The sequence below is a fragment of the Streptomyces sp. NPDC012888 genome (assembly GCF_042900645.1).
Lineage (GTDB): Bacteria > Actinomycetota > Actinomycetes > Streptomycetales > Streptomycetaceae > Streptomyces.
The window spans coordinates 115,974-137,141 of sequence record NZ_JBIBBM010000006.1 but is presented as its reverse complement, the minus strand read 5'-3'; the positions used below and the strand labels follow the sequence as shown (position 1 = coordinate 137,141).

Genomic DNA, 21,168 nt, shown 5'->3' with positions numbered 1-21,168 from the left:
GGGCAGGGAGAGGCAGCGCGCCGCGCGCGCACCCGGCCGGGGCGTCGTCACCTGGCCCGGCTAGTGTCCGCTCCGTGGAGCGTGAGCTGAGGCGTGGTCTTGGTGTGTCCGACGCTGTGGTCGTCGGGGTGGGTGCCATGGTCGGCGCGGGGGTGTTCGCCGCGTTCGGGCCGGCGGCGGCAGCGGTGGGTTCGGGCGCCGGTCTGCTGGCGGCGCTGGGGGTGGCGGCGGTGGTGGCGTACTGCAACGCGCACTCCTCGGCGCGGTTGGCCGCGCGCTATCCCTCCTCCGGCGGCACCTACGTGTACGGCCGGGAACGGCTGGGCCCGTTCTGGGGCTATCTGGCGGGCTGGGCCTTCGTGGTGGGCAAGACCGCGTCCTGTGCGGCGATGGCGCTGACCGTGGGCGCCTACCTGTGGCCGGGTCAGGCGCACGCGGTCGCGGTGGCGGCGGTGGTGGCGCTGACCGCCGCGAACTACGGGGGCGTGCAGAAGTCGGCCCGGATCGCCCGTGTGATCGTGGCCGTGGTGCTGGCCGTGCTGGCCGGGGTCGTGGTGGTGTGCCTGGGCTCCGGGGCGGCCGAGGCGGACCGGTTGTGGTCGGACGGCGGCGGTGCCGGCGCCGGCGGACTGCTGCAGGCCGCCGGACTGCTGTTCTTCGCGTTCGCCGGCTACGCCCGGATCACCACCCTGGGCGAGGAGGTGCGGGATCCGGAACGGACGATCCCGCGGGCGGTGCCGGTGGCGCTGGGGATCGTGCTGGTGGTGTACGCGGTGGTGGCAGTGGCCGTGCTGTCGGTGCTGGGCGCGGACGGGCTGGCGGCGTCGGCGGCCCCCCTGGCCGACGCCGTGCGCGCCGCCGGCGTGCCCGGGCTCGCCCCGGTGGTACGGGCGGGCGCGGCGCTGGCCGCCCTGGGCGCCCTGCTGTCGCTGGTCCTGGGGGTCTCCCGGACGGCCCTGGCGATGGCGCGGGACGGGCATCTGCCGAGGACGCTGGCGGCCGTGCACCCCCGCCATCGGGTGCCGCACCACGCGGAGCTCGCGGTGGGTGCGGTGGTGGCGGTGCTGGCCGCCACCGCGGACCTGCGGGGCGCGATCGGTTTCTCGTCCTTCGGCGTGCTGGTGTACTACGCGATCGCGAACGCTTCGGCGTGGACTCTCGATTCAGCTGTCAAGGGGCGGGCCGTGGCAGTGGTGGGGCTGGCCGGCTGTGTGGTGGTCGCGTGTGCGCTGCCGGCCGCCTCGGTGGTGGCGGGCGCGGCGGTGCTGGCGGCCGGGGTGCTGGCGTACGTGGTCGTGGGGCGGCTCAGGCCTGGGGTATGAGCCCCTGACGGTGGGCCCGGGCCCGGGCCGGCGTGTGGGCTTGCTGCGGCAACTTCGCGTTCTCGTTCACGTGTTCATGGTGGACCATCTCGCCGGCAGCGCGCCGGCCCTGTGGAAAACCCCCGTCGCCCCGCGTGGGCGGTGCGGCCCGCCCGCCGTCAGCGTGCGGCGAACGGCGCGTCGGTGGGCACGATTTCGCGGCCGAGCGGGAGCAGCGAGATCGGGATCATCTTGAAGTTCGCGATGCCGAACGGGATTCCGATGATGGTGACGCACAGGGCGATGCCGGTGACGATGTGGCCGAGGGCCAGCCACCAGCCCGCGAGGACCAGCCACAGGACGTTGCCCACGCAGGACGGGGCTCCGGCGTCGCGGCGTTCGACCGTGGTGTAGCCGAAGGGCCAGAGCGCGTAGAGGGCTATGCGGAAGGAGGCTATGCCGAAGGGGATCCCGATGATGGTGACGCAGAGGATCAGGCCCGCCAGGCAGTAGCCCAGGAAGAGCCAGAATCCGCTGAGTACGAGCCAGATGAGGTTCAGGAGGGTCTTCACGGTCGGTGGCCTGCCATCTGTTCGAGCCGGGCGATCCGCTCGGCCATGGGCGGGTGGGTGGAGAACATCTTCGAGAGTCCCTGGCCCGGCCGGAAGGGGTTGGCGATCATCATGTGGCTCGCCGTCTCCAGGCGGGGCTCGGGCGGCAGCGGGAGCTGCTTGGTGCCGGCGTCCAGCTTGCGCAGCGCGCTGGCGAGGGCCAGCGGGTCGCCGGTGAGCTGGGCCCCGGAGGCGTCCGCCTCGTACTCGCGGGAGCGGCTGATGGCCAGCTGGATGACGGACGCGGCCAGCGGCCCCAGGATCATGATCAGCAGCATGCCGAGGAGGCCGGGGCCCTCGTCGTCGTCGGACCGGCCGACCGGGATCAGCCAGGCGAAGTTGACCAGGAACATGATCACGGAGGCCAGTGCTCCGGCCACCGAGGAGATCAGGATGTCGCGGTTGTAGACGTGGCTCAGCTCGTGGCCGATGACCCCGCGCAGTTCGCGCTCGTCGAGGATCCGCAGGATGCCCTCGGTGCAGCAGACGGCGGCGTTGCGCGGGTTGCGGCCGGTCGCGAACGCGTTGGGCGCCTCGGTCGGGGAGATGTACAGGCGGGGCATGGGCTGGCGCGCGGAGGTGGAGAGCTCGCGCACCATGCGGTAGAGCTCCGGTGCCTCGAACTCGCTGACGGGACGGGCGCGCATCGCGCGTAGAGCCAGCTTGTCGCTGTTCCAGTACGCGTACGCGTTGGTGCCCAGCGCGACGAACAGCGCGACGATCAGGCCGGTACGCCCGAAGAAGCTGCCGATGACGATGATGAGTGCGGACAGACCGCCGAGGAGTACGGCGGTCTTCAGCCCGTTGTGCCGGCGGTGCACGGTACGCCCTCCAAGTGGTGCGGCAGGGGCCCCGTCGCGGGTGTGCGGGGCTACGGTCCAGTGGACCCTCCCTGCCTGGTCAACGCCAGGCGGGGCCGCCGGGTTCCCGCGGGCCGGGCCGCACGCCCGGGCCGGGCGCCGCCCGGGCGTTGCTCCGTACGGGTGAGGCTCAGTGCGGGAACAGGCTGGTGGCCGCGTACCGCAGGACCATCTGGGGGGCGCCGGAGAGGACGACCGCGACCACGCCGGTGAGGGCGATCGCCGCGGTGACGGGGAACGGGGTACGGGCCGGGGCCTGCCGGGCCGCTTCCCCGCCGGCTGCCTCGGGGGCTGCTTCCGGGGCCGTCTCCGGGGCGCGGAAGAGGATCGCCGTCCACTGGAGGTAGTAGTACAGGGCGATGACCACGTTGACCGCCATGACCACGGCCAGCCAGCCCAGGCCCGCGTCGACCGCGGACTCGAAGACGGTGACCTTGGCGAAGAGGCCGATGATGCCCGGCGGCAGTCCGGCCAGGCAGAGCAGGAAGAAGGCCAGGGACAGGGCGGCGGCCGGGCGGCGCGCGTACAGGCCCCGGTAGTCGCTGATCCGGTTCAGCGGGCTGGTGCGGGCAACCAGCGCGGCGACCGAGAAGGCGCCCAGGTTCACCGCGGCGTACATCAGGGCGTACGCGACGGTGGAGCCGATCTGGTCCCGGTCGGAGTACGCGGCCGCGGCGACGGGCACCAGCAGGTAGCCGGCCTGGCCCACGGAGGACCAGGCGAGCAGCCGTACGGCGCTGTGCGGGCGGTCCGGGGACTGGCGCAGAGCGGCTGCGTTGCCGAGGGTCATGGTCAGCGCGGCGAGGACGGCGAGGGCGGGGCCCCAGATGTCGGAGTACGCCGGGAAGGCGATCACGGTGACGAGGATCAGGCCGGTGAAACCGACGGCCTTGCCGATGACCGACAGGTAGCCGGCGATGGGCAGCGGGGCCCCGACGTAGGTGTCCGGTACCCAGAAGTGGAAGGGGACGGCGGCCGTCTTGAAGGCGAAGCCGACGAGGGTGAGCGCGACCCCGGCCATGGCGAGGGTGTCGAGCTGGGCGGGGACGTCCTCCAGGCGGTCGGCGACCCGGGTGAGGTGCAGGGTGCCGGTGGCGGCGTAGACGAAGCTCACGCCGAGCAGGGAGACGGCGGTCGCGGTGACCGAGGAGAGGAAGAACTTGAGCGCGGCCTCGGAGGACATGCGGTCGCCGCGGCGCAGTCCGACCAGGGCGAACGCGGGGAGCGAGGCCACTTCGAGCGCGACGATGAGGGTGGCCAGGTCCCGCGAGGCGGGCAGCAGGGCGGCACCGGCGGCCGAGGACAGCAGCAGGAACCAGTACTCGCCGGCGGGCAGCCGGGTGTCGCGGACGGCGGTGACCGACAGCAGGGCGGTGACCAGGGCACCGGCGAGCACCATGAACTGGATGACGAGGGTGAACCGGTCGGCGGTGTAGCTGCAGGTGACCGGGTCGGCGGTGAGGCAGAAGGTGGAGCGGTCGTCGCCGCGCAGCGGCAGCAGGGTGGCCGTGGCGGCCGCCAGACCGGCCACCGACACCCAGCCGAGGGCGGTCTTGTGCTTCTCGCCGGTGAAGAGGTCGGCGACGAGGACGACCAGGGCGACCGCGGCGGGGATCACCGCGGGGGCGAGGGCGAGCCAGTCGACGCTCTGGACGAGGCTCGCGGCGGGGGCGGCGGGAGCGGCGGACAGGGCCGTCAGGGCCGTCATGCTTTGCCTCCTGCGAGGAGCTTCTGGACGGCCGGGTCGGTCAGGCCGAGGAGGACCGCGGGCCAGAGGCCGGCGAGGACGGTGAGGGCGACGAGCGGGGTCCAGGCCGCGAACTCGTAGCCGCGGACGTCGGCGAGTACGGCCGGGGCGGGGCCCGCGGACCGGGCCTGCGGATCGCCCATGCACACCCTGCGGACGACGATCAGCAGGTAGGCGGCGGTCAGCAGGGTGCCGAACGCGCCGATCGCCATGAAGGTGAGGAAGGCGGGCCGGGACAGGCCCTCCGCGGGCTCGAAGGCGCCGAACAGCGCGAGCATCTCGCCCCAGAAGCCGGCCAGGCCGGGCAGGCCGAGGGAGGCCACGGCGGCGAACGCGAGGAGGGCGCCGAAGCGGGGGGCGCGGCCGTAGAGGGCCGCGCCGGTGGCTCCCGCGAGGGTGTCGAGGTCGGTGCTGCCGTAGCGGTCCTTCAGGGCGCCGACGAGGAAGAAGAGCAGGCCGGTGATCAGACCGTGGGCGATGTTCGCGAACAGCGCGCCGTTGACGCCGGTGGGGGTCATGGTGGCGATGCCGAGCAGGACGAACCCCATGTGGCCGACGGAGGAGTACGCGATGAGGCGCTTGAGGTCGCCGCGCGCCCCCTTGCGGGCCAGGGCGAGGCAGGCGAGGGACCCGTAGACGATGCCGACGGCGGCGAAGGCGGCCAGGTAGGGCGCGAAGGTGTGCATCCCGTCGGGGGTGACGGGGAGCAGGATCCGTACGAACCCGTAGGTGCCCATCTTCAGCAGGACGCCGGCCAGGAGCACCGAGCCCACGGTGGGGGCGGCGGTGTGGGCGTCGGGCAGCCAGCTGTGCAGCGGCCACATCGGGGTCTTCACGGCGAGGCCGGTGCCGATGGCGAGGACCGCCAGGAGCTGGGTGGTGTGGGTGAGTCCGCGGCCGTTGTCAGTGGCGAGTGCCACCATGTCGAATGTGCCCGCCGTCACACCGATGAGGAGGAGGCCGAGCAGCATGACCACGGAGCCGAGCAGCGTGTAGAGGATGAACTTCCAGGCGGCGGCGCGCCGCTGGTCACCGCCCCAGCGGGCGATGAGGAAGTACATCGGGATGAGGACCATCTCGAAGGCGAGGAAGAACAGGAGCAGGTCGAGGACCGCGAAGGTGGCGAGCGTGCCGGACTCCAGGACCAGGAGCAGCGCCACGAAGGCCTTCGGGGAGGGGCCCGCGGGGAGCTTGAAGTAGCTGTAGAGCGCGCAGAGGAAGAACAGCAGCGCGGTCATCAGGAGGAGGGGGAGCGAGATGCCGTCGACACCGAGGTGGATCCGGACGTCCAGCGCCGGGATCCAGCTGATGTCCGTCGTCGCCTGGAAGCGGGACGGGTTGTCGTGGTCGAAGCCCAGGGTGAGGGCGATCGCCGCGGCGAGGACGACTCCGGTGAGGGTCACGCCGTGGCGGAGCACCGCCTGTTCGGGGCCGCGGCCCTTGAGTCCGGGCGGAGCCGGCAGGAGCGCCGCGAGCGCGCCGAGGAGCGGTGCGGCCACGATGAACGCCAGAAGGAACTGCATCACGGATGCGCTGATATCAATCACGGCTGACTCACGGCTCACGATCCGGCGTTGACGTTGGCGAGGACGGCGGTGGCGATCGCCAGGACCACGGCACCGGCGAGCAGGGCGCTCAGGTAGCTCTGCACGTTGCCGGTCTGGGCCCGGCGGACCAGGGTGCCGAGCAGTTTGGCGCCGCTGCCCGCACCGCGGACGTAGGTGTCGACGACCTCCCGGTCCAGGAAGCGGACCAGGCCGGCGGCGGCCCGTACGGGGCGTACGAACAGCGCGTCGTAGACGGCGTCGAGGTGGAAGCCCACGGCGGCGTGCGGGTACAGCGGACCGAGGAGGGCCTTGCCGGGGTCCGGGGCGGGTCCGGCCGGGACGGCCGGGTGGTCGTGGGTGACCTCGTCCACCTCGGGGGTCTCGGCGGCGGACTCGGCCGCGGCAGCGGCGGCGGGGACGCCGGTCGCGGGCACGGGACGGGACGAGGCGCGCTGCCAGAGGGCGTAGCTGAGCATGGCGCCGATGACGGCCGCGCCGGTGCCCAGCACGGAGGTGGTCAGCGTCGGGGACAGCTCGTGGCCGTCGAACCAGTCGGCGAGCGGTCCGGCGGCGAGGCCGAAGGCGACCGAGGGGACGGCGAGCAGCCACAGCACGCCGGTCATGGCGAGCGGCTCCTTGCCGTGGTCGGGGGCGGCCGCCCCGCGGCCGCGGAAGGCCATGAGCCAGAGCCGGGTGGCGTAGGCGGCGGTGAGCAGGGCGGTGAGCACGCCGGAGACGAGTACCAGCCAGCCGGCGGAGGCCGGGGCGAAGTCCGAGTCGCCGACTGCGGTGTGCTCGGCGGCCACCAGGACGGCTTCCTTGGAGAAGAAGCCGGCGAAGGGCGGGATGGCGGCGAGCGCGAGGAGCCCGATGGTCATGGTCCAGAAGGCGTCCGGGATCCGCTTGGCCAGGCCGTCCATCCGGGCCATGGCGGCCAGGGAGTTGGTCCCGGCGGCGTGGATGATCACGCCGGCGCCGAGGAAGAGGAGCGCCTTGAAGGCGCCGTGGGACAGGAGGTGGAAGACGGCGGCCCCGCGGTCGCCGACGGCGAGCGCGCCGGTCATGTAGCCCAGCTGGCCGACCGTGGAGTACGCGAGCACGCGCTTGATGTCGTCCTGGGCGAGGGCGGCGAGCGCCGAACCGACCATCGTGACGGCCGCCATGGCGGCCATGACCACCAGTGCGGCCCGGGAGGCCGCGAAGACCGGGAGGAGGCGGGCGATGAAGTAGACACCGGCGGCGACCATCGTCGCGGCGTGGATCAGCGCGGAGACCGGGGTGGGGCCCGCCATGGCGTCCGGAAGCCAGGTGTGCAGCGGGAACTGTGCGGACTTGCCGGCGACACCGGCCAGCAGCAGCAGCGCGATCAGCGTCGGGTGGTCGAGCCCGCCGGCGGCGACGGTGTCGAGGATCCGGGTGATCCGGAACGAGCCGGCGTCGGCGGCGAGCGCGAACAGGCCGATGAGGAAGGGGACGTCGCCGAGCTTGGTGACCAGGAAGGCCTTCAGGGAGGCGGAGCGGGCCGCTTCGGTCTCCCAGTAGTGGCCGACGAGGAAGTACGAGCAGATGCCCATGATCTCCCAGCCGACCAGCAGCACCATCAGGTCGCCGGAGTAGACGACGAGCAGCATGGCGGAGGTGAACAGTGAGACCAGAGCGGCGTACGACGGGTAGCGCGGGTCCTCGCGCAGGTAGGCCGTCGAGTAGAGCTGGACACAGGTGGCGACGACCCCGACCAGGACGGCCACGAGCACGGCGAAGCCGTCCAGATGGAAGGCGAGCTCGATCGGCACGGAGCCGGTCGGGGTCAGCTCCGTCGCGGAGTCGATCGGCTCGCCCCCGCCCTGGCGGACGGCGACGAGGACGGCCAGCACGGCGGCGGCCAGCACGGGGAGGACGGCGAGCGGCCGGACGAATCCGGGCGCGGTACGGCCGAGCAGCAGCCCGGCCACGGCTCCCAGGAAGGGCAGCAGGGGGACGAGGACGGCGAGGGTCGTGGTGGTCACGCGGCGACCTCGGTGGGGGCGGGCTCGGCGGTCGGGGCGGGCTCGTTGCCCTCGGCGGTGTCGCGCAGCCGGTCGACGTCGGAGGTGCCGCGGTTGCGGTACACCATCAGCACGATGGCCAGACCGATGCCGATCTCGGCGGCGGCGATGGCGATGGTGAAGAGGGTGAGGGCCTGGCCGGCGTGCAGGGTGTCGCGCAGCCAGACGTCGAAGGCCACCAGGTTGAGGTTGACGGCGTTGAGCATCAGCTCGACGGACATCAGGACGAGGATGGCGTTGCGGCGGGCCAGTACCCCGTACAGGCCCGTGCAGAAGAGGAGCGCCGCGAGCACGGCCGGGTAGGCGAGGTGCATCAACGGTTCCCCTTCGCGGTGTCTTCGCCGGTGGCGGTGCCGTTCTTGCGGGACAGCACGATGGCTCCGATCAGAGCGGCCAGCAGGAGGACGGAGAGCGCCTCGAAGGGCAGCACCCAGTGCTGGAAGAGGATCTGCCCGGACACCTCGGTGGAGCCCTGGACGGGCCCGTCGAGGTCGATCCAGGTGGTGCGGAAGGCGTCGACGACCACCCAGACGAGGGTGGCCGCGGAGGCGACGGCGACCGTGAGGGCGACCCAGCGGTTCCCGGAGTCGGCGTCCGGGGAGCGGCCGATGGGTGCCTTCGTGAGCATGAGACCGAAGAGGAGGAGGACCACCACGGAACCGAGGTAGATCAGCACCTGGACCCAGGCGATGAACTCGGCGGTGAGCAGGAGGTACTCGACGGCGATCCCGCCCAGGGTCACCACCAGCCAGAGGGCGGCGTGCACCAGCTGCCTGGTGGTGACGGTGACCAGGGCCGCGCCGAAGGTGGCGATGCCGACCAGGAGGAAGGCGATCTCGACGCCGGTCGGGGAGAGGAAGCCGTTGCCCTGGGCGGCGGCGAGGACGGCGGTGTGCGTCATGCGGCACCTCCGGCCGGCGCGTCGGGGCCGGCGGGGTCGGCGGGAGCGTCGGGCTCGCTGGGAGCGGCGGCCGCTGCCGCGGCGGCGGCCTCGGCCTTCTCCGCGGCCTTGCGGGCGGCGGCGAGTTCCTTGGGCTCCTCGGCGGCGGGGTCGAGTGCGGGCGGGGCGGGCACGGTCCACATCCACTCGCGCAGCTTGTCGCGCTCGTGGGTGAGGTCGCGGATGTCCGTCTCCGCGTACTCGAACTCAGGCGACCAGAACAGGGCGTCGAAGGGGCACACCTCGATGCAGATACCGCAGTACATGCAGAGGGAGAAGTCGATGGCGAAACGGTCGAGGACGTTGCGGCTGCGCTCGCGGCCGCCGGGGGTGGCGGCGGGGATCGTCTCCTTGTGGGAGTCGATGTAGATGCACCAGTCGGGGCACTCGCGGGCGCACAGCATGCAGACCGTGCAGTTCTCCTCGAACAGGCCGATGACACCGCGGGTGCGGGGCGGGAGTTCGGGCTGCACCTCGGGGTACTGCGCGGTGTGCGAGCGCTTCGTCATCGTGCGCAGGGTGACGGCCAGGCCCTTGGCCAGGCCGGATCCGGGGATGGGCATTACTGGATCGCCACCTTCACGATGCCGGTGAGCGCGATCTGGGCGAGCGCGAGCGGGATGAGGGTCGTCCAGGCGAGCTTCTGGAGCTGGTCCTCGCGCAGCCGCGGGTAGCTGACGCGGAGCCAGATCACGACGAAGGCGAGGACGGTGGTCTTCAGCAGGGTCCAGACCCAGCCGAGGCCGTCGGCGCCGAACGGGCCGTGCCAGCCGCCCAGGAACAGGACGGTGGTCAGGGCGCAGAGGACGACGATGCCGGCGTACTCGGCGAGCAGGAACAGGGCGAAGCGGAGCCCGGTGTACTCGGTGTACGCGCCGAAGATGATCTCGGAGTCGGCGACGGGCATGTCGAAGGGGGGTCGCTGGAGCTCGGCGAGGCCCGCGGTGAAGAACACGAGGGCGCCGACGATCTGCCAGGGCAGCCACCACCACTCGAAGGCCCCGACGATGCCGGGGAGGGAGACGGTGCCGGCGGCCATGGCGACGGAGGCCGCGGCCAGCAGCATCGGCAGCTCGTAGGCGAGCAGCTGGGCGGCGGTGCGCAGGCCTCCGAGGAGGGAGAACTTGTTGGCGGAGGCCCAGCCGGCCATGAGGCTGCCGAGGACTCCGACGCCCATGACGGCGAGCACGAAGAACAGGCCGGCGTCGATGACCTGGCCGACCGCGCCCTCGCCGGGGCCGATCGGGATGGCGACCAGGACGAGGAGGTAGGGGAGCAGGGCGACGGCGGGCGCGAGCTGGAAGATCCGCCGGTCGGCGTTGGCCGGGACGACGTCTTCCTTCTGCGCGAACTTCACGCCGTCCGCGACGAGCTGGGCCCAGCCGTGGAAGCCGCCGGCGTACATGGGGCCGAGGCGGCCCTGCATGTGGGCCATGACCTTGTGCTCCGTCTGGCCGACGACGAGGGGGAGCACGAGGAAGACCGCGAAGACGAGGATGAGCCTCAGCGCGACGTCGAGTACGTCGTTCACGCGTCGCCTCCGTTGTCGGTGTCGGTGTCGGTGTCGGCCGGGGTGGGCTCCGCCTTGGCTGGCTCGGCCTGCGGTTCGGCTTGAGTGGGCTCGGCCTGGGCGGGCTCCGTCTGAGCCGGTGCCGGCCGGCGCGGTTCGGCTGGCGGGGGTTCCCCGAAGGCGGGCTTCGGGTTGTGCCAGGGCGCGTCGGTGCTGCGGCGGGCCTGCTGGGGCCTGGCCGTGTCGGCCGGGGGCGTCTGGCCGGCCTGGGCTGCACCGCCGGTCTGGCTGGCGGAGCCCTCCGCGGCCGTGCGGGTACGGCGGGCCGGGCGGGCGGGGCCGGCGGCCGGGGCGCCCTCCGCCGGGGCGGGCTCGGCGGTCTGGCTGGCGGAGCCCTCCGCGGCCGTGCGGGTGCGGCGGGCCGGGCGGGCGGGCCCGGCGGCCGGGGCACCCCCGGTCGGGGTGCCCTCCGCCGGGGCGGGCTCGGCGGTCTGGCTGGCGGAGCCCTCCGCGGCCGTGCGGGTACGGCGGGCCGGGCGGGCGGGGCCGGCGGCCGGGGCACCCCCGGTCGGGGTGCCCTCGGGCGGGGTGCCCTCGGCGGTGAGGGGCTCGGGGGTCTGGCTGGCGGAGCCTTCCGCGACCGTGCGGGTGCGGCGGGCCGGGGCGCCCTCGCGCGGGGTGCGGGCCGGACGGTCGCCCGCGGCCCGCGGGGTGCGGGCGGGGCGGGCGGGGGCCGGCGGGAGCTGTCCCTTGAGCGGGCCCCAGTCGTTGGGGTCGGGCACGCCCGGGGGCAGCATGGTGCGCCGCTTCGGTCCGCCGGCGTCGTGGCCCTCGCCCGGCTCCTTCGCGCCCGGCCAGGCCTTGGCGACCCGGGCGGCGAGGACGAAGTCCTTGCGCAGCGGGTGGCCCTCGAAGTTCTCCGGCAGGAGCAGCGGGACCAGGTGCGGGTGGTCGGTGAAGACCACGCCGAACATCTCGTGGGTCTCCCGCTCGTGCCAGGAGGCGCCCGCGTAGACGGTGACCGCCGACGGGAGGCTGGGGGCGGCGTGCGGGACGGTGGTGCGCAGCAGCAGGCGGCGCACGCGGTGGCCCTCCAGGGCGACCACGTGCGCGCACACCCGGAAGCCGGTGCCGGGCTCGTCGACGGCGCTCAGCCAGTCGAAGTAGGTGCAGCCCAGCTTGTCCCGGGCGGTCTCCAGCGCGGGGATCCAGGAACCGACCGGCACGTCGACGGTGAGGACGTCGTAGGAGAGGTCGGCGACGGCTTCCTCGCCGAAGATCTGGGTCACGCCGTCGGGGAGGGAGTCGTACGCGTTCACTGCCGGGCCTCCCCCGTGGCGGGCGGCTGGACCAGGCCGCTGGTCAGCTGGGCGGCGCTCGGTGCGGCGGCACGGGAGTAGCGGCTTGCGAGCGACTCCCGGGCGATCTTCTCCTGGAGCTTGAGGATGCCCTGGAGCAGGGCCTCCGGCCGGGGCGGGCAGCCGGGCACGTAGACGTCGACCGGGATGATCTGGTCGACGCCCTTGGTGACGGAGTAGGAGTCCCAGTAGGGGCCGCCGCAGTTGGAGCAGGCGCCGAAGGAGATGACGTACTTCGGCTCCGGCATCTGCTCGTAGAGCCGCTTGACCGCCGGGGCCATCTTGTCCGTGACGGTGCCGGAGACGATCATCAGGTCGGCCTGGCGCGGGCCGGGCGCGAACGGGATCACTCCGAGCCGGATGAAGTCGTGCCGGGCCATGGACGCGGCGATGAACTCGATCGCGCAGCAGGCGAGGCCGAAGTTGAAGACCCACAGGCTGTAACGGCGGCCCCAGTTCAGGACCACCTTCATCGGCTCGGGGGCGAGCCGGGAGAGGACTCCGAGGCGCTTGGGCTCCGGCAGCGGCTGGGGCGCCGGGGCCTGGGGTGTCACGTCCATGTGAGGACGCCCTTCTTGTACGCGTAGAGCAGGCCGACGGCCAGGAAGCCGAGGAAGACGAACATCTCGACCAGGGTCACGGCGCCGTAGCCGTCGGCGGCGAACACCGTGGCCCACGGGAAGAGGAAGATCGAGTCGACGGCGAAGATGACGTAGAGGAAGGAGTACACGTAGTAGCGGACCTGGGTGTGCGCCCAGCCCTCGCCGACGGGGTCCACCCCGCACTCGTACGTGAGCAGTTTCTCCGCGGTGGGGACGTCGGGCCGCAGGAGCCGGCTCGCACCGAAGGCCACGGCCACGAAGAGCACGCCGAGCAGGGCGAGCAGACCGACGACCGAATATCCGCGGAAGTAGTCCGCCGCGAGCACGGTTACGGTCGATGCCGCGGTCGAAACCGATGGGTCGGGCACGTCCGTTCCTCGCTCCTCTTGCCACTGTCGGGGTTCCGTTACGGACGGGAGTCTAGGGCCTGCCTCACAAAGGGTGGGGTTACCCCCCGATCCGTGAGACGGGGGCACCCCATGGCAGGCCCGCGGCCGGGGTTGGCAGGCTGGGGCACATGACCGCGCAGAGCTTCACCCCGGGGGTGCCGGAGAACGACCGGCCGGCTCCAGTCCGTCCTGCTTTCAGTGGGGACACCTGGAAGGAGATCGCCCACCTTTTGGCGAATCTCCCTGCTTCGATTATCGGATTTGTTTACACGGTATTCATGATTGGCACGGCCGGTGGTCTGTCCGTGACCGCGATCGGACTTCCGTTGCTCGTGTGCGGGCTCTTCCTCTCCCGCCAGCTGGGGCGGATCGAGCGCGGCCGGGCCCGGCTGCTGCTGGGCACCCGCGTGGAGGAGCCGACGCCGCTGCCCGGCCCGGGGCGGTCGGGCGGCTTCTTCCCCTGGCTGTGGAACGGCATCAAGGACCCGGTGGCCTGGCGGGCCGTGCTGTACGAGCTGGTGCGGCTGCCGTGGGGCGTCCTGACCTTCACGGTGGTGCTGGTCGGGCTGTTCGTGCTGTGGCCGGTGCTGCCGTACGTGGTGCGGGGGCTGGCCAACGTGGACCGGGCCATGGTGCGCGGGCTGCTGTCGCCCTCGGACGATCTCGAGCGCCGGATCGCGGAGCTCGAGACGGGCCGGGGCGTGGTCGTGGACACCGCGGCGGCCGACCTGCGGCGGATCGAACGGGACCTGCACGACGGCGCCCAGGCCCGGCTGGTCGCGCTGGCGATGGGGCTGGGGCTGGCCAAGGAGAAGCTGCTGGAGGACCCGGACGCGGCCGCGGCCATGGTCGACGAGGCGCACGGCGAGGTGAAGCTGGCGCTCCAGGAGCTGCGGGACCTGGCGAGGGGGATCCACCCGGCGGTGCTGACGGACCGCGGGCTGGACGCGGCGCTGTCCTCGGTGGCCGCGCGGTGCACGGTGCCGGTGAAGGTGTCGGTGGACCTGCCGGCCCGGCCGGCGGAGGCGATCGAGGGGATCGCGTACTTCACGGTGTCCGAGCTGCTCCAGAACGTCAGCAAGCACTCCGGGGCGCGCGGCGCGTCCGTGGAGGTGTGGCGGTCCGGTCCCCGGCTGCTGGTCCGGGTCTCGGACGACGGCCGCGGCGGGGCGGACGACACCCCCGGCGGCGGGCTGGCCGGGCTGGCGGAACGGCTCGGCGCGGTCGACGGGGTGTTCCTGGTGGACTCCCCGGAGGGCGGCGGGACGACGGTCACGGCGGAGCTGCCGTGGCGCGACCGGGCGCCCGCGCCGCGCTGAGGCGGCCCCGGCCCGGCGATTGAGGCGCGGTACGGGTGGAGCTCCGTGTGCCCGGGCGGAGCACTGGCCGCGCAGGCGCGGCTCCGCCGGGGGCGCCCGCTCAAGCGTCCCCCAGCTACCGCCGGGAGGTGCCCCCCCAGCTCGGGCTCGCACGCGCGGCCCGGCTCTGCCATGGCCCGCCCCGGCCGGCCCGCGCGTCGCCGGGGGTGGGGTTAACCCCCCGGCGAGGACGCCGACCCGCCGGATGGTCCCGGGAGCCGCGGATCGCGAGGGTTGAGGGGTACGGACTTGGACGGCGCGGGAGGCGGGGCATGGGCTACGGCGGCACGGTGGAACGGCGGCACGCGCCGCGCACGACGGGGGCGGCGCGGGGGCTGCGGGGGCCGCGGGCGCTGACCGCACCCGTCTCGGGGCGGGCCTGGCGCGAGTTCGGCTACCTCGTGCTCGGCCTGCCGCTCGGCACGGTGTACTTCGTGCTGGCCGTCACCGGTGCGAGCCTCGGCGCCGGCCTGCTGGTGACCTTCGTCGGCGTCCCGGTCCTTGCCGCGGTGCTCGCCATGTGCCGGGGCATCGGCGTCCTGGAGCGGGCCCGCGCCCGCGCGCTGCTCGGGCTGGACGCCGGCTCCCCGGAGCCGCTCCGGCCGGCCCGGCCCGGGGTGCTCGCCCTCACCGCCGCCCTCCTCAGGAGCGGCAGCGCCTGGCGGCACCTGCTGTACTCGCTCGTGCACTTCCCGTGGGCGGTGTTCGGGTCCACGGTGGCGCTGGTGCTCTGGCCGCTGGGGTGGGGGTTGCTGCTGTACCCCCTCTGGTTCTGGGTGTTCCCCGCCTTCACCGACCAGCCGGGCCTCCAGCTGTTCCAGAACGGCGACCACAGCTTCCACTTCCAGGGCCCGCTGGGGGTCGCCGGTGCCGCGCTGCTGGGCCTGGCCGTCACCCTCACGGCTCCCTGGGTCTTCCGGGGCCTGACCGCGGTGGACGGACTGCTCGTCCGGGGGCTGCTCGGCCCGTCCCCGCTGGCCGCGCGGGTCACGGAGCTGGAGGCCGGCCGCGGGGTGGCGGCCGACGCGGCGGCCGCCGACCTGCGGCGGATCGAGCGCGACCTGCACGAGGGCGCCCAGGCCCGGCTGGCCGCGGTGGCCCTGGACCTGGGCCTGGCCAAGGAGAAGCTGGCCCAGGACCCGCGGGCCGCGGCCCGCATGGTGGAGGAGGCGCACGGCGAGGTGAAGACCGCGCTGCGCGAGCTGCGGGACCTGGCCCGGGGCGTCCACCCCGCGGTACTGACCGACCGCGGCCTGGACGCGGCGCTGTCCGCGGTGGCCGCCGGCTGCCCGGTCCCGGTGCGGGTCTCGGTGGAGCTCCCCGCGCGGCCGGCCGCCGCGATCGAGGGGCTCGCGTACTCCACGGTCTGCGAGCTGCTGCGGAACGCCGGCAGGCATGCGGGGGCCGGGTCCGTCACGGTGGACGTGTGGAAGTCCGGCGGCCGGCTGATGCTCCAGGTCGCCGACGACGGCCGCGGCGGGGCGGTGGCCGTCGTCGGCGGTGGTCTGGCCGGGCTCGGCGCGCGGCTCGACGCCGTGGACGGCGTCCTGGTCGTGGACTCCCCCGCCGGCGGCGGGACGACCGTGACCGCCGAGCTGCCGTGGCGCGACCGTGCGCCGTCCGCGCGCTGAGACCGCCCTCCCGTACACCCGGGTGCCGCGCCCCGTCCCGTACTCGTTGGCTCGGGCTCGCCTGGATCCCCGCACGAGGCTGGGATGCTTGGCTTGCCAGGCACTGCGAAGTGCGCAGTACGAGTGGACGCAGGAGCGCGTGAGTCGTGGACGACAGGGTGAGGGTGGTCATCGCCGAGGATTCGGTGCTGCTGCGGGAGGGCCTGACCCGGCTGCTGACCGACCGGGGTCATGAGGTCGTGGCCGGTGTGGGCGACGGGGAGGCCCTGCTCAAGACGGTCTCGGACCTGGCCTCGGAGGGGGCCCTGCCCGACGTGGTGGTGGCCGACGTGCGGATGCCGCCGACGCACACCGACGAGGGGGTGCGGGCGGCCGTGCAGCTGCGCCGGGCGCACCCGGGCATAGGCGTGCTGGTGCTGTCGCAGTACGTGGAGGAGCAGTACGCCACCGAACTGCTGGCCGGATCCAGCACGGGCGTGGGCTACCTGCTGAAGGACCGGGTGGCCGAGGTCCGCGAGTTCACGGAGGCCGTGGTGCGGGTGGCCCGGGGCGGTACCGCCCTGGACCCCGAGGTCGTCGCCCAGCTGCTGGGGCGCAGCCGCAAGCAGGACGTACTGGCCGGGCTGACCCCGCGCGAGCGGGAGGTCCTGGGGCTGATGGCGGAGGGCCGGACGAATTCGGCGGTCGCCAGGCAGCTGGTGGTCAGCGACGGCGCGGTGGAGAAGCACGTCAGCAACATCTTCATGAAGCTCGGCCTGTCGCCGAGTGACGGGGATCACCGCAGGGTGCTGGCGGTCCTCACCTATCTCAACTCCTGATCGACTGACACTCTGTCAGGTAACGGCAAGCGAGCAAGTGCATCGGCCGTCTCACAAGGCCGTCCAGAATATGAGCGGCCCGAGGAAGGACACCCTCACGGACGTAGGGTTGGCCTTGGGAACGCCGCCTCGAAGGAGGTCCAGTTCAGTGACCAGCCAGGTCAGTAGCCCAGCCGATCAGGCCGACGGGGCCGATGGGGCTGTAGTCGGTGGCCAGCGGACGTCCGCACCCCCCGGCGCGAAGGAGATCCGCCGTCTGGACCGTGTGATCATCCGCTTCGCGGGTGACTCCGGTGACGGCATGCAGCTCACCGGTGACCGCTTCACCTCGGAGACGGCCTCCTTCGGGAACGACCTCTCCACGCTGCCGAACTTCCCGGCCGAGATCCGGGCGCCCGCCGGGACCCTCCCGGGCGTGTCCTCGTTCCAGCTGCACTTCGCCGACCACGACATCCTGACCCCGGGCGACGCCCCGAACGTCCTGGTGGCGATGAACCCGGCGGCCCTCAAGGCCAACATCGGCGACGTCCCGCGCGGCGCGGAGATCATCGTCAACACCGACGAGTTCACCAAGCGCCCCATGGCCAAGGTCGGGTACGAGAGCTCCCCGCTGGAGGACGGCTCCCTGGACGCCTACAACGTCCACCCCGTCCCGCTGACCACGCTCACCGTCGAGGCGCTGAAGGAGTTCGGGCTCACCCGGAAGGAGGCCGAGCGCAGCAAGAACATGTTCGCGCTGGGCCTGCTCTCCTGGATGTACCACCGGCCCACCGAGGGCACCGAGAACTTCCTGCGGCAGAAGTTCGCCAAGAAGCCGGAGATCGCCGAGGCGAACGTGGCCGCCTTCCGCGCGGGCTGGAACTTCGGCGAGACCACCGAGGACTTCGCCGTCTCCTACGAGGTGGCCCCGGCCACCCGGGCGTTCCCGACCGGCACCTACCGCAACATCTCCGGGAACCTCGCCCTCTCGTACGGCCTCATCGCCGCCGCCCAGCAGGCCGACCTGCCGCTCTACCTGGGCTCGTACCCGATCACCCCGGCCTCGGACATCCTGCACGAGCTGTCGAAGCACAAGAACTTCGGCGTGCGGACCTTCCAGGCCGAGGACGAGATCGCCGGCATCGGGGCCGCCCTGGGCGCCGCCTTCGGAGGTTCCCTGGCGGTGACCACCACCTCGGGCCCCGGCGTGGCCCTGAAGTCGGAGACCATCGGCCTCGCGGTCTCCCTGGAGCTGCCGCTGCTGATCGTCGACATCCAGCGCGGCGGCCCGTCCACCGGCCTGCCCACCAAGACCGAGCAGGCCGACCTGCTGCAGGCCATGTACGGGCGCAACGGCGAGGCCCCGGTCCCGGTCGTGGCCCCGCGGACCCCGGCGGACTGCTTCGACGCGGTACTGGACGCCGCCCGGATCGCGCTGACGTACCGGACCCCGGTCTTCCTGCTCTCCGACGGCTACCTGGCCAACGGCTCCGAGCCCTGGCGGATCCCGGACGTCGACGACCTGCCCGACCTGCGGGTCCGGTTCGCCTCCGGCCCCAACCACGAGCTGTCGGACGGCACCGAGGTCTTCTGGCCGTACAAGCGCGACCCGCAGACCCTGGCGCGCCCCTGGGCGGTCCCCGGCACCCCGGGCCTGGAACACCGGATCGGCGGCATCGAGAAGCAGGACGGCACGGGCAACATCTCGTACGACCCGGCCAACCACGACTTCATGGTCCGCACCCGCCAGGCCAAGATCGACGGGATCGCCGTCCCGGACGTGGACGTCGACGACCCGGACGGGGCCCGCACGCTCGTCCTGGGCTGGGGCTCCACCTACGGGCCGATCACGGCGGCGGTCCGCCGGCTGCGCGTCGCCGGCGTGCCGATCGCGCAGGCCCACCTGCGTCACCTCAACCCCTTCCCGGCCAATCTGGGAGAGGTGCTGAAGCGGTACGACAAGGTCGTGGTCCCGGAGATGAACCTCGGCCAGCTGGCCACCCTGGTCCGGGCGAAGTACCTGGTCGACGCCCAGTCGTACAACCAGGTCAACGGAATGCCGTTCAAGGCGGAGCAGCTCGCCACGGCCCTCAAGGAGGCCATCCATGGCTGAGACCCTGCTGTCCCTGGTCCCCAAGGCCGAGGCCAGGCAGTCCATGAAGGACTTCAAGTCGGACCAGGAGGTCCGCTGGTGCCCCGGGTGCGGCGACTACGCCGTGCTGGCCGCGGTGCAGGGCTTCATGCCCGAGCTGGGGCTGGCCAAGGAGAACATCGTCTTCGTCTCCGGCATCGGCTGCTCCTCCCGGTTCCCGTACTACATGAACACGTACGGGATGCACTCCATCCACGGCCGCGCCCCGGCCATCGCCACCGGCCTGGCCTCCTCGCGCCGCGACCTGAGCGTCTGGGTGGTCACCGGTGACGGCGACGCGCTGTCCATCGGCGGCAACCACCTGATCCACGCGCTGCGGCGGAACGTCAACCTCAAGATCCTGCTGTTCAACAACCGGATCTACGGTCTGACCAAGGGCCAGTACTCGCCGACCTCCGAGGTCGGCAAGATCACCAAGTCCACGCCGATGGGTTCGCTGGACTCGCCCTTCAACCCGGTGTCGCTGGCGATCGGCGCCGAGGCCTCGTTCGTCGCCCGCACCGTCGACTCCGACCGCAAGCACCTCACCGAGGTGCTCCGCGCGGCGGCCGACCACGACGGTACGGCGCTGGTGGAGATCTACCAGAACTGCAACATCTTCAACGACGGCGCGTTCGAGGTGCTCAAGGACAACGCGCAGGCCCAGGAGGCCGTGATCCGGCTGGAGCAGGGGCAGCCGATCCGGTTCGGCGCCGACGGCCACAAGGGCGTGGTCCGGGACCCGGCCACCGGCGACCTCGAGGTCGTCGAGGTCACCGGGGAGAACGAGTCGCGGATCCTGGTGCACGACGCGCACAGCGCCTCGCCGACCACCGCGTTCGCGCTCTCCCGGCTGGCCGACCCGGACACCCTGCACCGCACGCCGATCGGCGTCTTCCGCAGCGTGGAGCGGCCGGTGTACGACACGCAGATGGCCGACCAGCTGGACACCGCGGTCGAGCGGAACGGCAAGGGCGACCTGGGCCGGCTGCTGGCCGGCAACGACACCTGGACCGTGGTCGGCTGATCGCGGGCCGCACGGTCGCGCGAAGGGCCCGGAGCTTCTGGCTCCGGGCCCTTCGCGTCGCCCCCGCCCCTCTGTAGTGTCATGACTGTCACCATTTATTGGGCATGACATCCGGCGGCCGCGGCGCTACCGTCGAGAGGTTGGCTGGAAATCGTCAGGGAGGCCGCGTGAAGGCAGGGAACGAACAGCGCGCGGGTCTGCTCTTCGGGTTCGGCGCGTACGGCATGTGGGGGCTGGTGCCCCTGTTCTGGCCGCTGCTGAAGCCGTCCCAGGCCCTGGAGATCCTGGCCCACCGGATGGTGTGGTCCCTGGCGGTGGTGGCCCTGCTCCTGGTGGCGATGCGCCGCTGGGGCTGGATACGGGAGCTGCTGCGGCAGCCGCGCAAGCTCGCCCTCACGGCGCTCGCGGCCACGGTGATCACGGTCAACTGGGGCGTGTACATCTGGGCCGTCAACGCCGGCCACGTGGTCGAGGCGAGCCTGGGCTACTTCATCAACCCGCTGGTCACGATCGGCTTCGGGGTGCTGCTGCTGGGTGAGCGGCTGCGGCCGGTCCAGTGGGCCGCGGTCGGCATCGGCGCCGCCGCCGTGCTGGTGCTCGCCTTCGGGTACGGACGCCCGCCGTGGATCTCGCTCGTCCTGGCGTTCTCCTTCGCCGTCTACGGGCTGATCAAGAAGAAGATCAACATGGGCGGGGTGGAGTCGCTGGCCGCCGAGACGGCCGTCCAGTTCCTGCCCGCCCTCGCCTACCTGCTGTGGCTGTCCGGCCAGGGCGAGCTGCCCTTCGGCAACCAGGGCGCCGGGCACGCGGCCCTGCTCGCGGCCACCGGCCTGGTCACCGCGCTGCCCCTGGTCTGCTTCGGCGCCGCCGCGATCCGGGTGCCGCTGTCCACCCTGGGCCTGCTCCAGTACCTCGCCCCCGTGTTCCAGTTCTCGCTGGGCGTCCTCTACTTCCACGAGGCCATGCCGGCCGAGCGGTGGGCCGGCTTCGGTCTGGTGTGGGTGGCCCTGACCCTGCTCACGTGGGACGCCCTGCGGACCGCCCGGCGGACCCGCGCCCTGGCCGTCCCGGCCGCCCCCGGCGCCCGCGCCGGCTCCGGCTCCGGCTCCGGCGGTGGCACCGCCGCCCGCGCCGCGGCTCCGGAGCGCGAGCCGGCGTAACGCCCCGCGCGGCGGGCGCCGGCCGCCGCCCCTTCTGTCCCACGATCGCCCGTACGTACCACACGTACGGGCGATCGTCCGTTGAGCGAACAACCCTGACCGGATTGCGCTCTTGACGGATAGTCATACTCTCGCTGAACATCGGGCTCGCACA

General features: G+C 72.8%; 19 protein-coding genes. 7 read left to right on the top strand and 12 right to left on the bottom strand.

Annotation, left to right across the window (positions count from 1 at the left end):
• Nucleotides 1-74: 74 nt before the first annotated feature.
• Nucleotides 75-1,322 carry an APC family permease gene (locus ACFY61_RS12865; protein ID WP_389470733.1) on the top strand — a complete coding sequence of 416 codons (1,248 nt, stop codon included), beginning with the start codon at nucleotides 75-77 and terminating at the stop codon, nucleotides 1,320-1,322.
• Nucleotides 1,323-1,480: 158 nt separating this feature from the next.
• Here ACFY61_RS12865 and ACFY61_RS12860 read toward each other — a convergent pair whose 3' ends face one another.
• The 12 genes from ACFY61_RS12860 to ACFY61_RS12805 all read right to left on the bottom strand — a co-directional run bounded on the left by ACFY61_RS12860 (nucleotide 1,481) and on the right by ACFY61_RS12805 (nucleotide 12,889).
• Nucleotides 1,481-1,873, bottom strand: coding sequence for a YccF domain-containing protein (locus ACFY61_RS12860; protein ID WP_389470731.1), 393 nt, complete (start codon nucleotides 1,871-1,873; stop codon nucleotides 1,481-1,483).
• A complete protein-coding gene (gene htpX, locus ACFY61_RS12855; RefSeq protein WP_389470729.1) occupies nucleotides 1,870-2,733 on the bottom strand; it encodes a zinc metalloprotease HtpX in 864 nt (287 codons plus the stop codon). The genes ACFY61_RS12860 and htpX overlap by 4 nt, the downstream gene beginning before the upstream one ends.
• A gap of 169 nt (nucleotides 2,734-2,902) precedes the next feature.
• Entirely contained in the window at nucleotides 2,903-4,480 is a 1,578-nt protein-coding gene (locus tag ACFY61_RS12850) for an NADH-quinone oxidoreductase subunit N (protein ID WP_389470726.1), read from the bottom strand.
• The gene (locus ACFY61_RS12845; RefSeq protein ID WP_389471279.1) at nucleotides 4,477-6,042 is read right to left on the bottom strand and encodes a NuoM family protein; all 1,566 of its coding nucleotides are present in this window, start codon (nucleotides 6,040-6,042) and stop codon (nucleotides 4,477-4,479) included. The genes ACFY61_RS12850 and ACFY61_RS12845 overlap by 4 nt, the downstream gene beginning before the upstream one ends.
• A 38-nt stretch (nucleotides 6,043-6,080) precedes the next feature.
• Entirely contained in the window at nucleotides 6,081-8,072 is a 1,992-nt protein-coding gene (locus tag ACFY61_RS12840) for an NADH-quinone oxidoreductase subunit L (RefSeq protein WP_389470725.1), read from the bottom strand.
• On the bottom strand, nucleotides 8,069-8,425 hold the full coding sequence (nuoK, locus tag ACFY61_RS12835; protein WP_389470722.1) for an NADH-quinone oxidoreductase subunit NuoK: 357 nt from the start codon (nucleotides 8,423-8,425) through the stop codon (nucleotides 8,069-8,071). The genes ACFY61_RS12840 and nuoK overlap by 4 nt, the downstream gene beginning before the upstream one ends.
• Nucleotides 8,425-9,012, bottom strand: coding sequence for an NADH-quinone oxidoreductase subunit J (locus ACFY61_RS12830; protein WP_389470719.1), 588 nt, complete (start codon nucleotides 9,010-9,012; stop codon nucleotides 8,425-8,427). The genes nuoK and ACFY61_RS12830 overlap by 1 nt, the downstream gene beginning before the upstream one ends.
• Nucleotides 9,009-9,614, bottom strand: coding sequence for a NuoI/complex I 23 kDa subunit family protein (locus ACFY61_RS12825; protein WP_389470717.1), 606 nt, complete (start codon nucleotides 9,612-9,614; stop codon nucleotides 9,009-9,011). The genes ACFY61_RS12830 and ACFY61_RS12825 overlap by 4 nt, the downstream gene beginning before the upstream one ends.
• Entirely contained in the window at nucleotides 9,614-10,582 is a 969-nt protein-coding gene (locus tag ACFY61_RS12820; protein ID WP_389470714.1) for an NADH-quinone oxidoreductase subunit H, read from the bottom strand. The genes ACFY61_RS12825 and ACFY61_RS12820 overlap by 1 nt, the downstream gene beginning before the upstream one ends.
• A complete protein-coding gene (locus tag ACFY61_RS12815; RefSeq protein WP_389470711.1) occupies nucleotides 10,579-11,880 on the bottom strand; it encodes an NADH-quinone oxidoreductase subunit C in 1,302 nt (433 codons plus the stop codon). Before ACFY61_RS12815 ends, ACFY61_RS12820 begins: the two co-directional genes overlap by 4 nt.
• Nucleotides 11,877-12,479, bottom strand: coding sequence for an NADH-quinone oxidoreductase subunit B (locus tag ACFY61_RS12810; protein ID WP_389470709.1), 603 nt, complete (start codon nucleotides 12,477-12,479; stop codon nucleotides 11,877-11,879). The genes ACFY61_RS12815 and ACFY61_RS12810 overlap by 4 nt, the downstream gene beginning before the upstream one ends.
• Nucleotides 12,470-12,889, bottom strand: coding sequence for an NADH-quinone oxidoreductase subunit A (locus tag ACFY61_RS12805; RefSeq protein WP_389470707.1), 420 nt, complete (start codon nucleotides 12,887-12,889; stop codon nucleotides 12,470-12,472). Before ACFY61_RS12805 ends, ACFY61_RS12810 begins: the two co-directional genes overlap by 10 nt.
• A gap of 149 nt (nucleotides 12,890-13,038) precedes the next feature.
• Between ACFY61_RS12805 and ACFY61_RS12800 the strand changes: the two genes are divergently transcribed.
• The 6 genes from ACFY61_RS12800 (at nucleotide 13,039) to rarD (ending at nucleotide 21,014) form a co-directional block, all read left to right on the top strand.
• Entirely contained in the window at nucleotides 13,039-14,229 is a 1,191-nt protein-coding gene (locus ACFY61_RS12800) for a sensor histidine kinase (RefSeq protein WP_389470706.1), read from the top strand.
• Nucleotides 14,230-14,540: 311 nt separating this feature from the next.
• On the top strand, nucleotides 14,541-15,899 hold the full coding sequence (locus tag ACFY61_RS12795; RefSeq protein WP_389470704.1) for a sensor histidine kinase: 1,359 nt from the start codon (nucleotides 14,541-14,543) through the stop codon (nucleotides 15,897-15,899).
• 146 nt (nucleotides 15,900-16,045) lie between these two features.
• Complete coding sequence (locus ACFY61_RS12790) at nucleotides 16,046-16,717, top strand: LuxR C-terminal-related transcriptional regulator (protein WP_389470702.1); 672 nt, start codon at nucleotides 16,046-16,048, stop codon at nucleotides 16,715-16,717.
• 148 nt (nucleotides 16,718-16,865) lie between these two features.
• Nucleotides 16,866-18,809 (top strand): 2-oxoacid:acceptor oxidoreductase subunit alpha, encoded by a 1,944-nt coding sequence (locus ACFY61_RS12785; RefSeq protein WP_389470700.1) that lies wholly within the window; start codon nucleotides 16,866-16,868, stop codon nucleotides 18,807-18,809.
• Nucleotides 18,802-19,854 carry a 2-oxoacid:ferredoxin oxidoreductase subunit beta gene (locus tag ACFY61_RS12780; protein ID WP_389470698.1) on the top strand — a complete coding sequence of 351 codons (1,053 nt, stop codon included), beginning with the start codon at nucleotides 18,802-18,804 and terminating at the stop codon, nucleotides 19,852-19,854. The genes ACFY61_RS12785 and ACFY61_RS12780 overlap by 8 nt, the downstream gene beginning before the upstream one ends.
• A gap of 167 nt (nucleotides 19,855-20,021) precedes the next feature.
• The gene (gene rarD, locus ACFY61_RS12775; RefSeq protein ID WP_389470696.1) at nucleotides 20,022-21,014 is read left to right on the top strand and encodes an EamA family transporter RarD; all 993 of its coding nucleotides are present in this window, start codon (nucleotides 20,022-20,024) and stop codon (nucleotides 21,012-21,014) included.
• Nucleotides 21,015-21,168 lie beyond the last annotated feature (154 nt).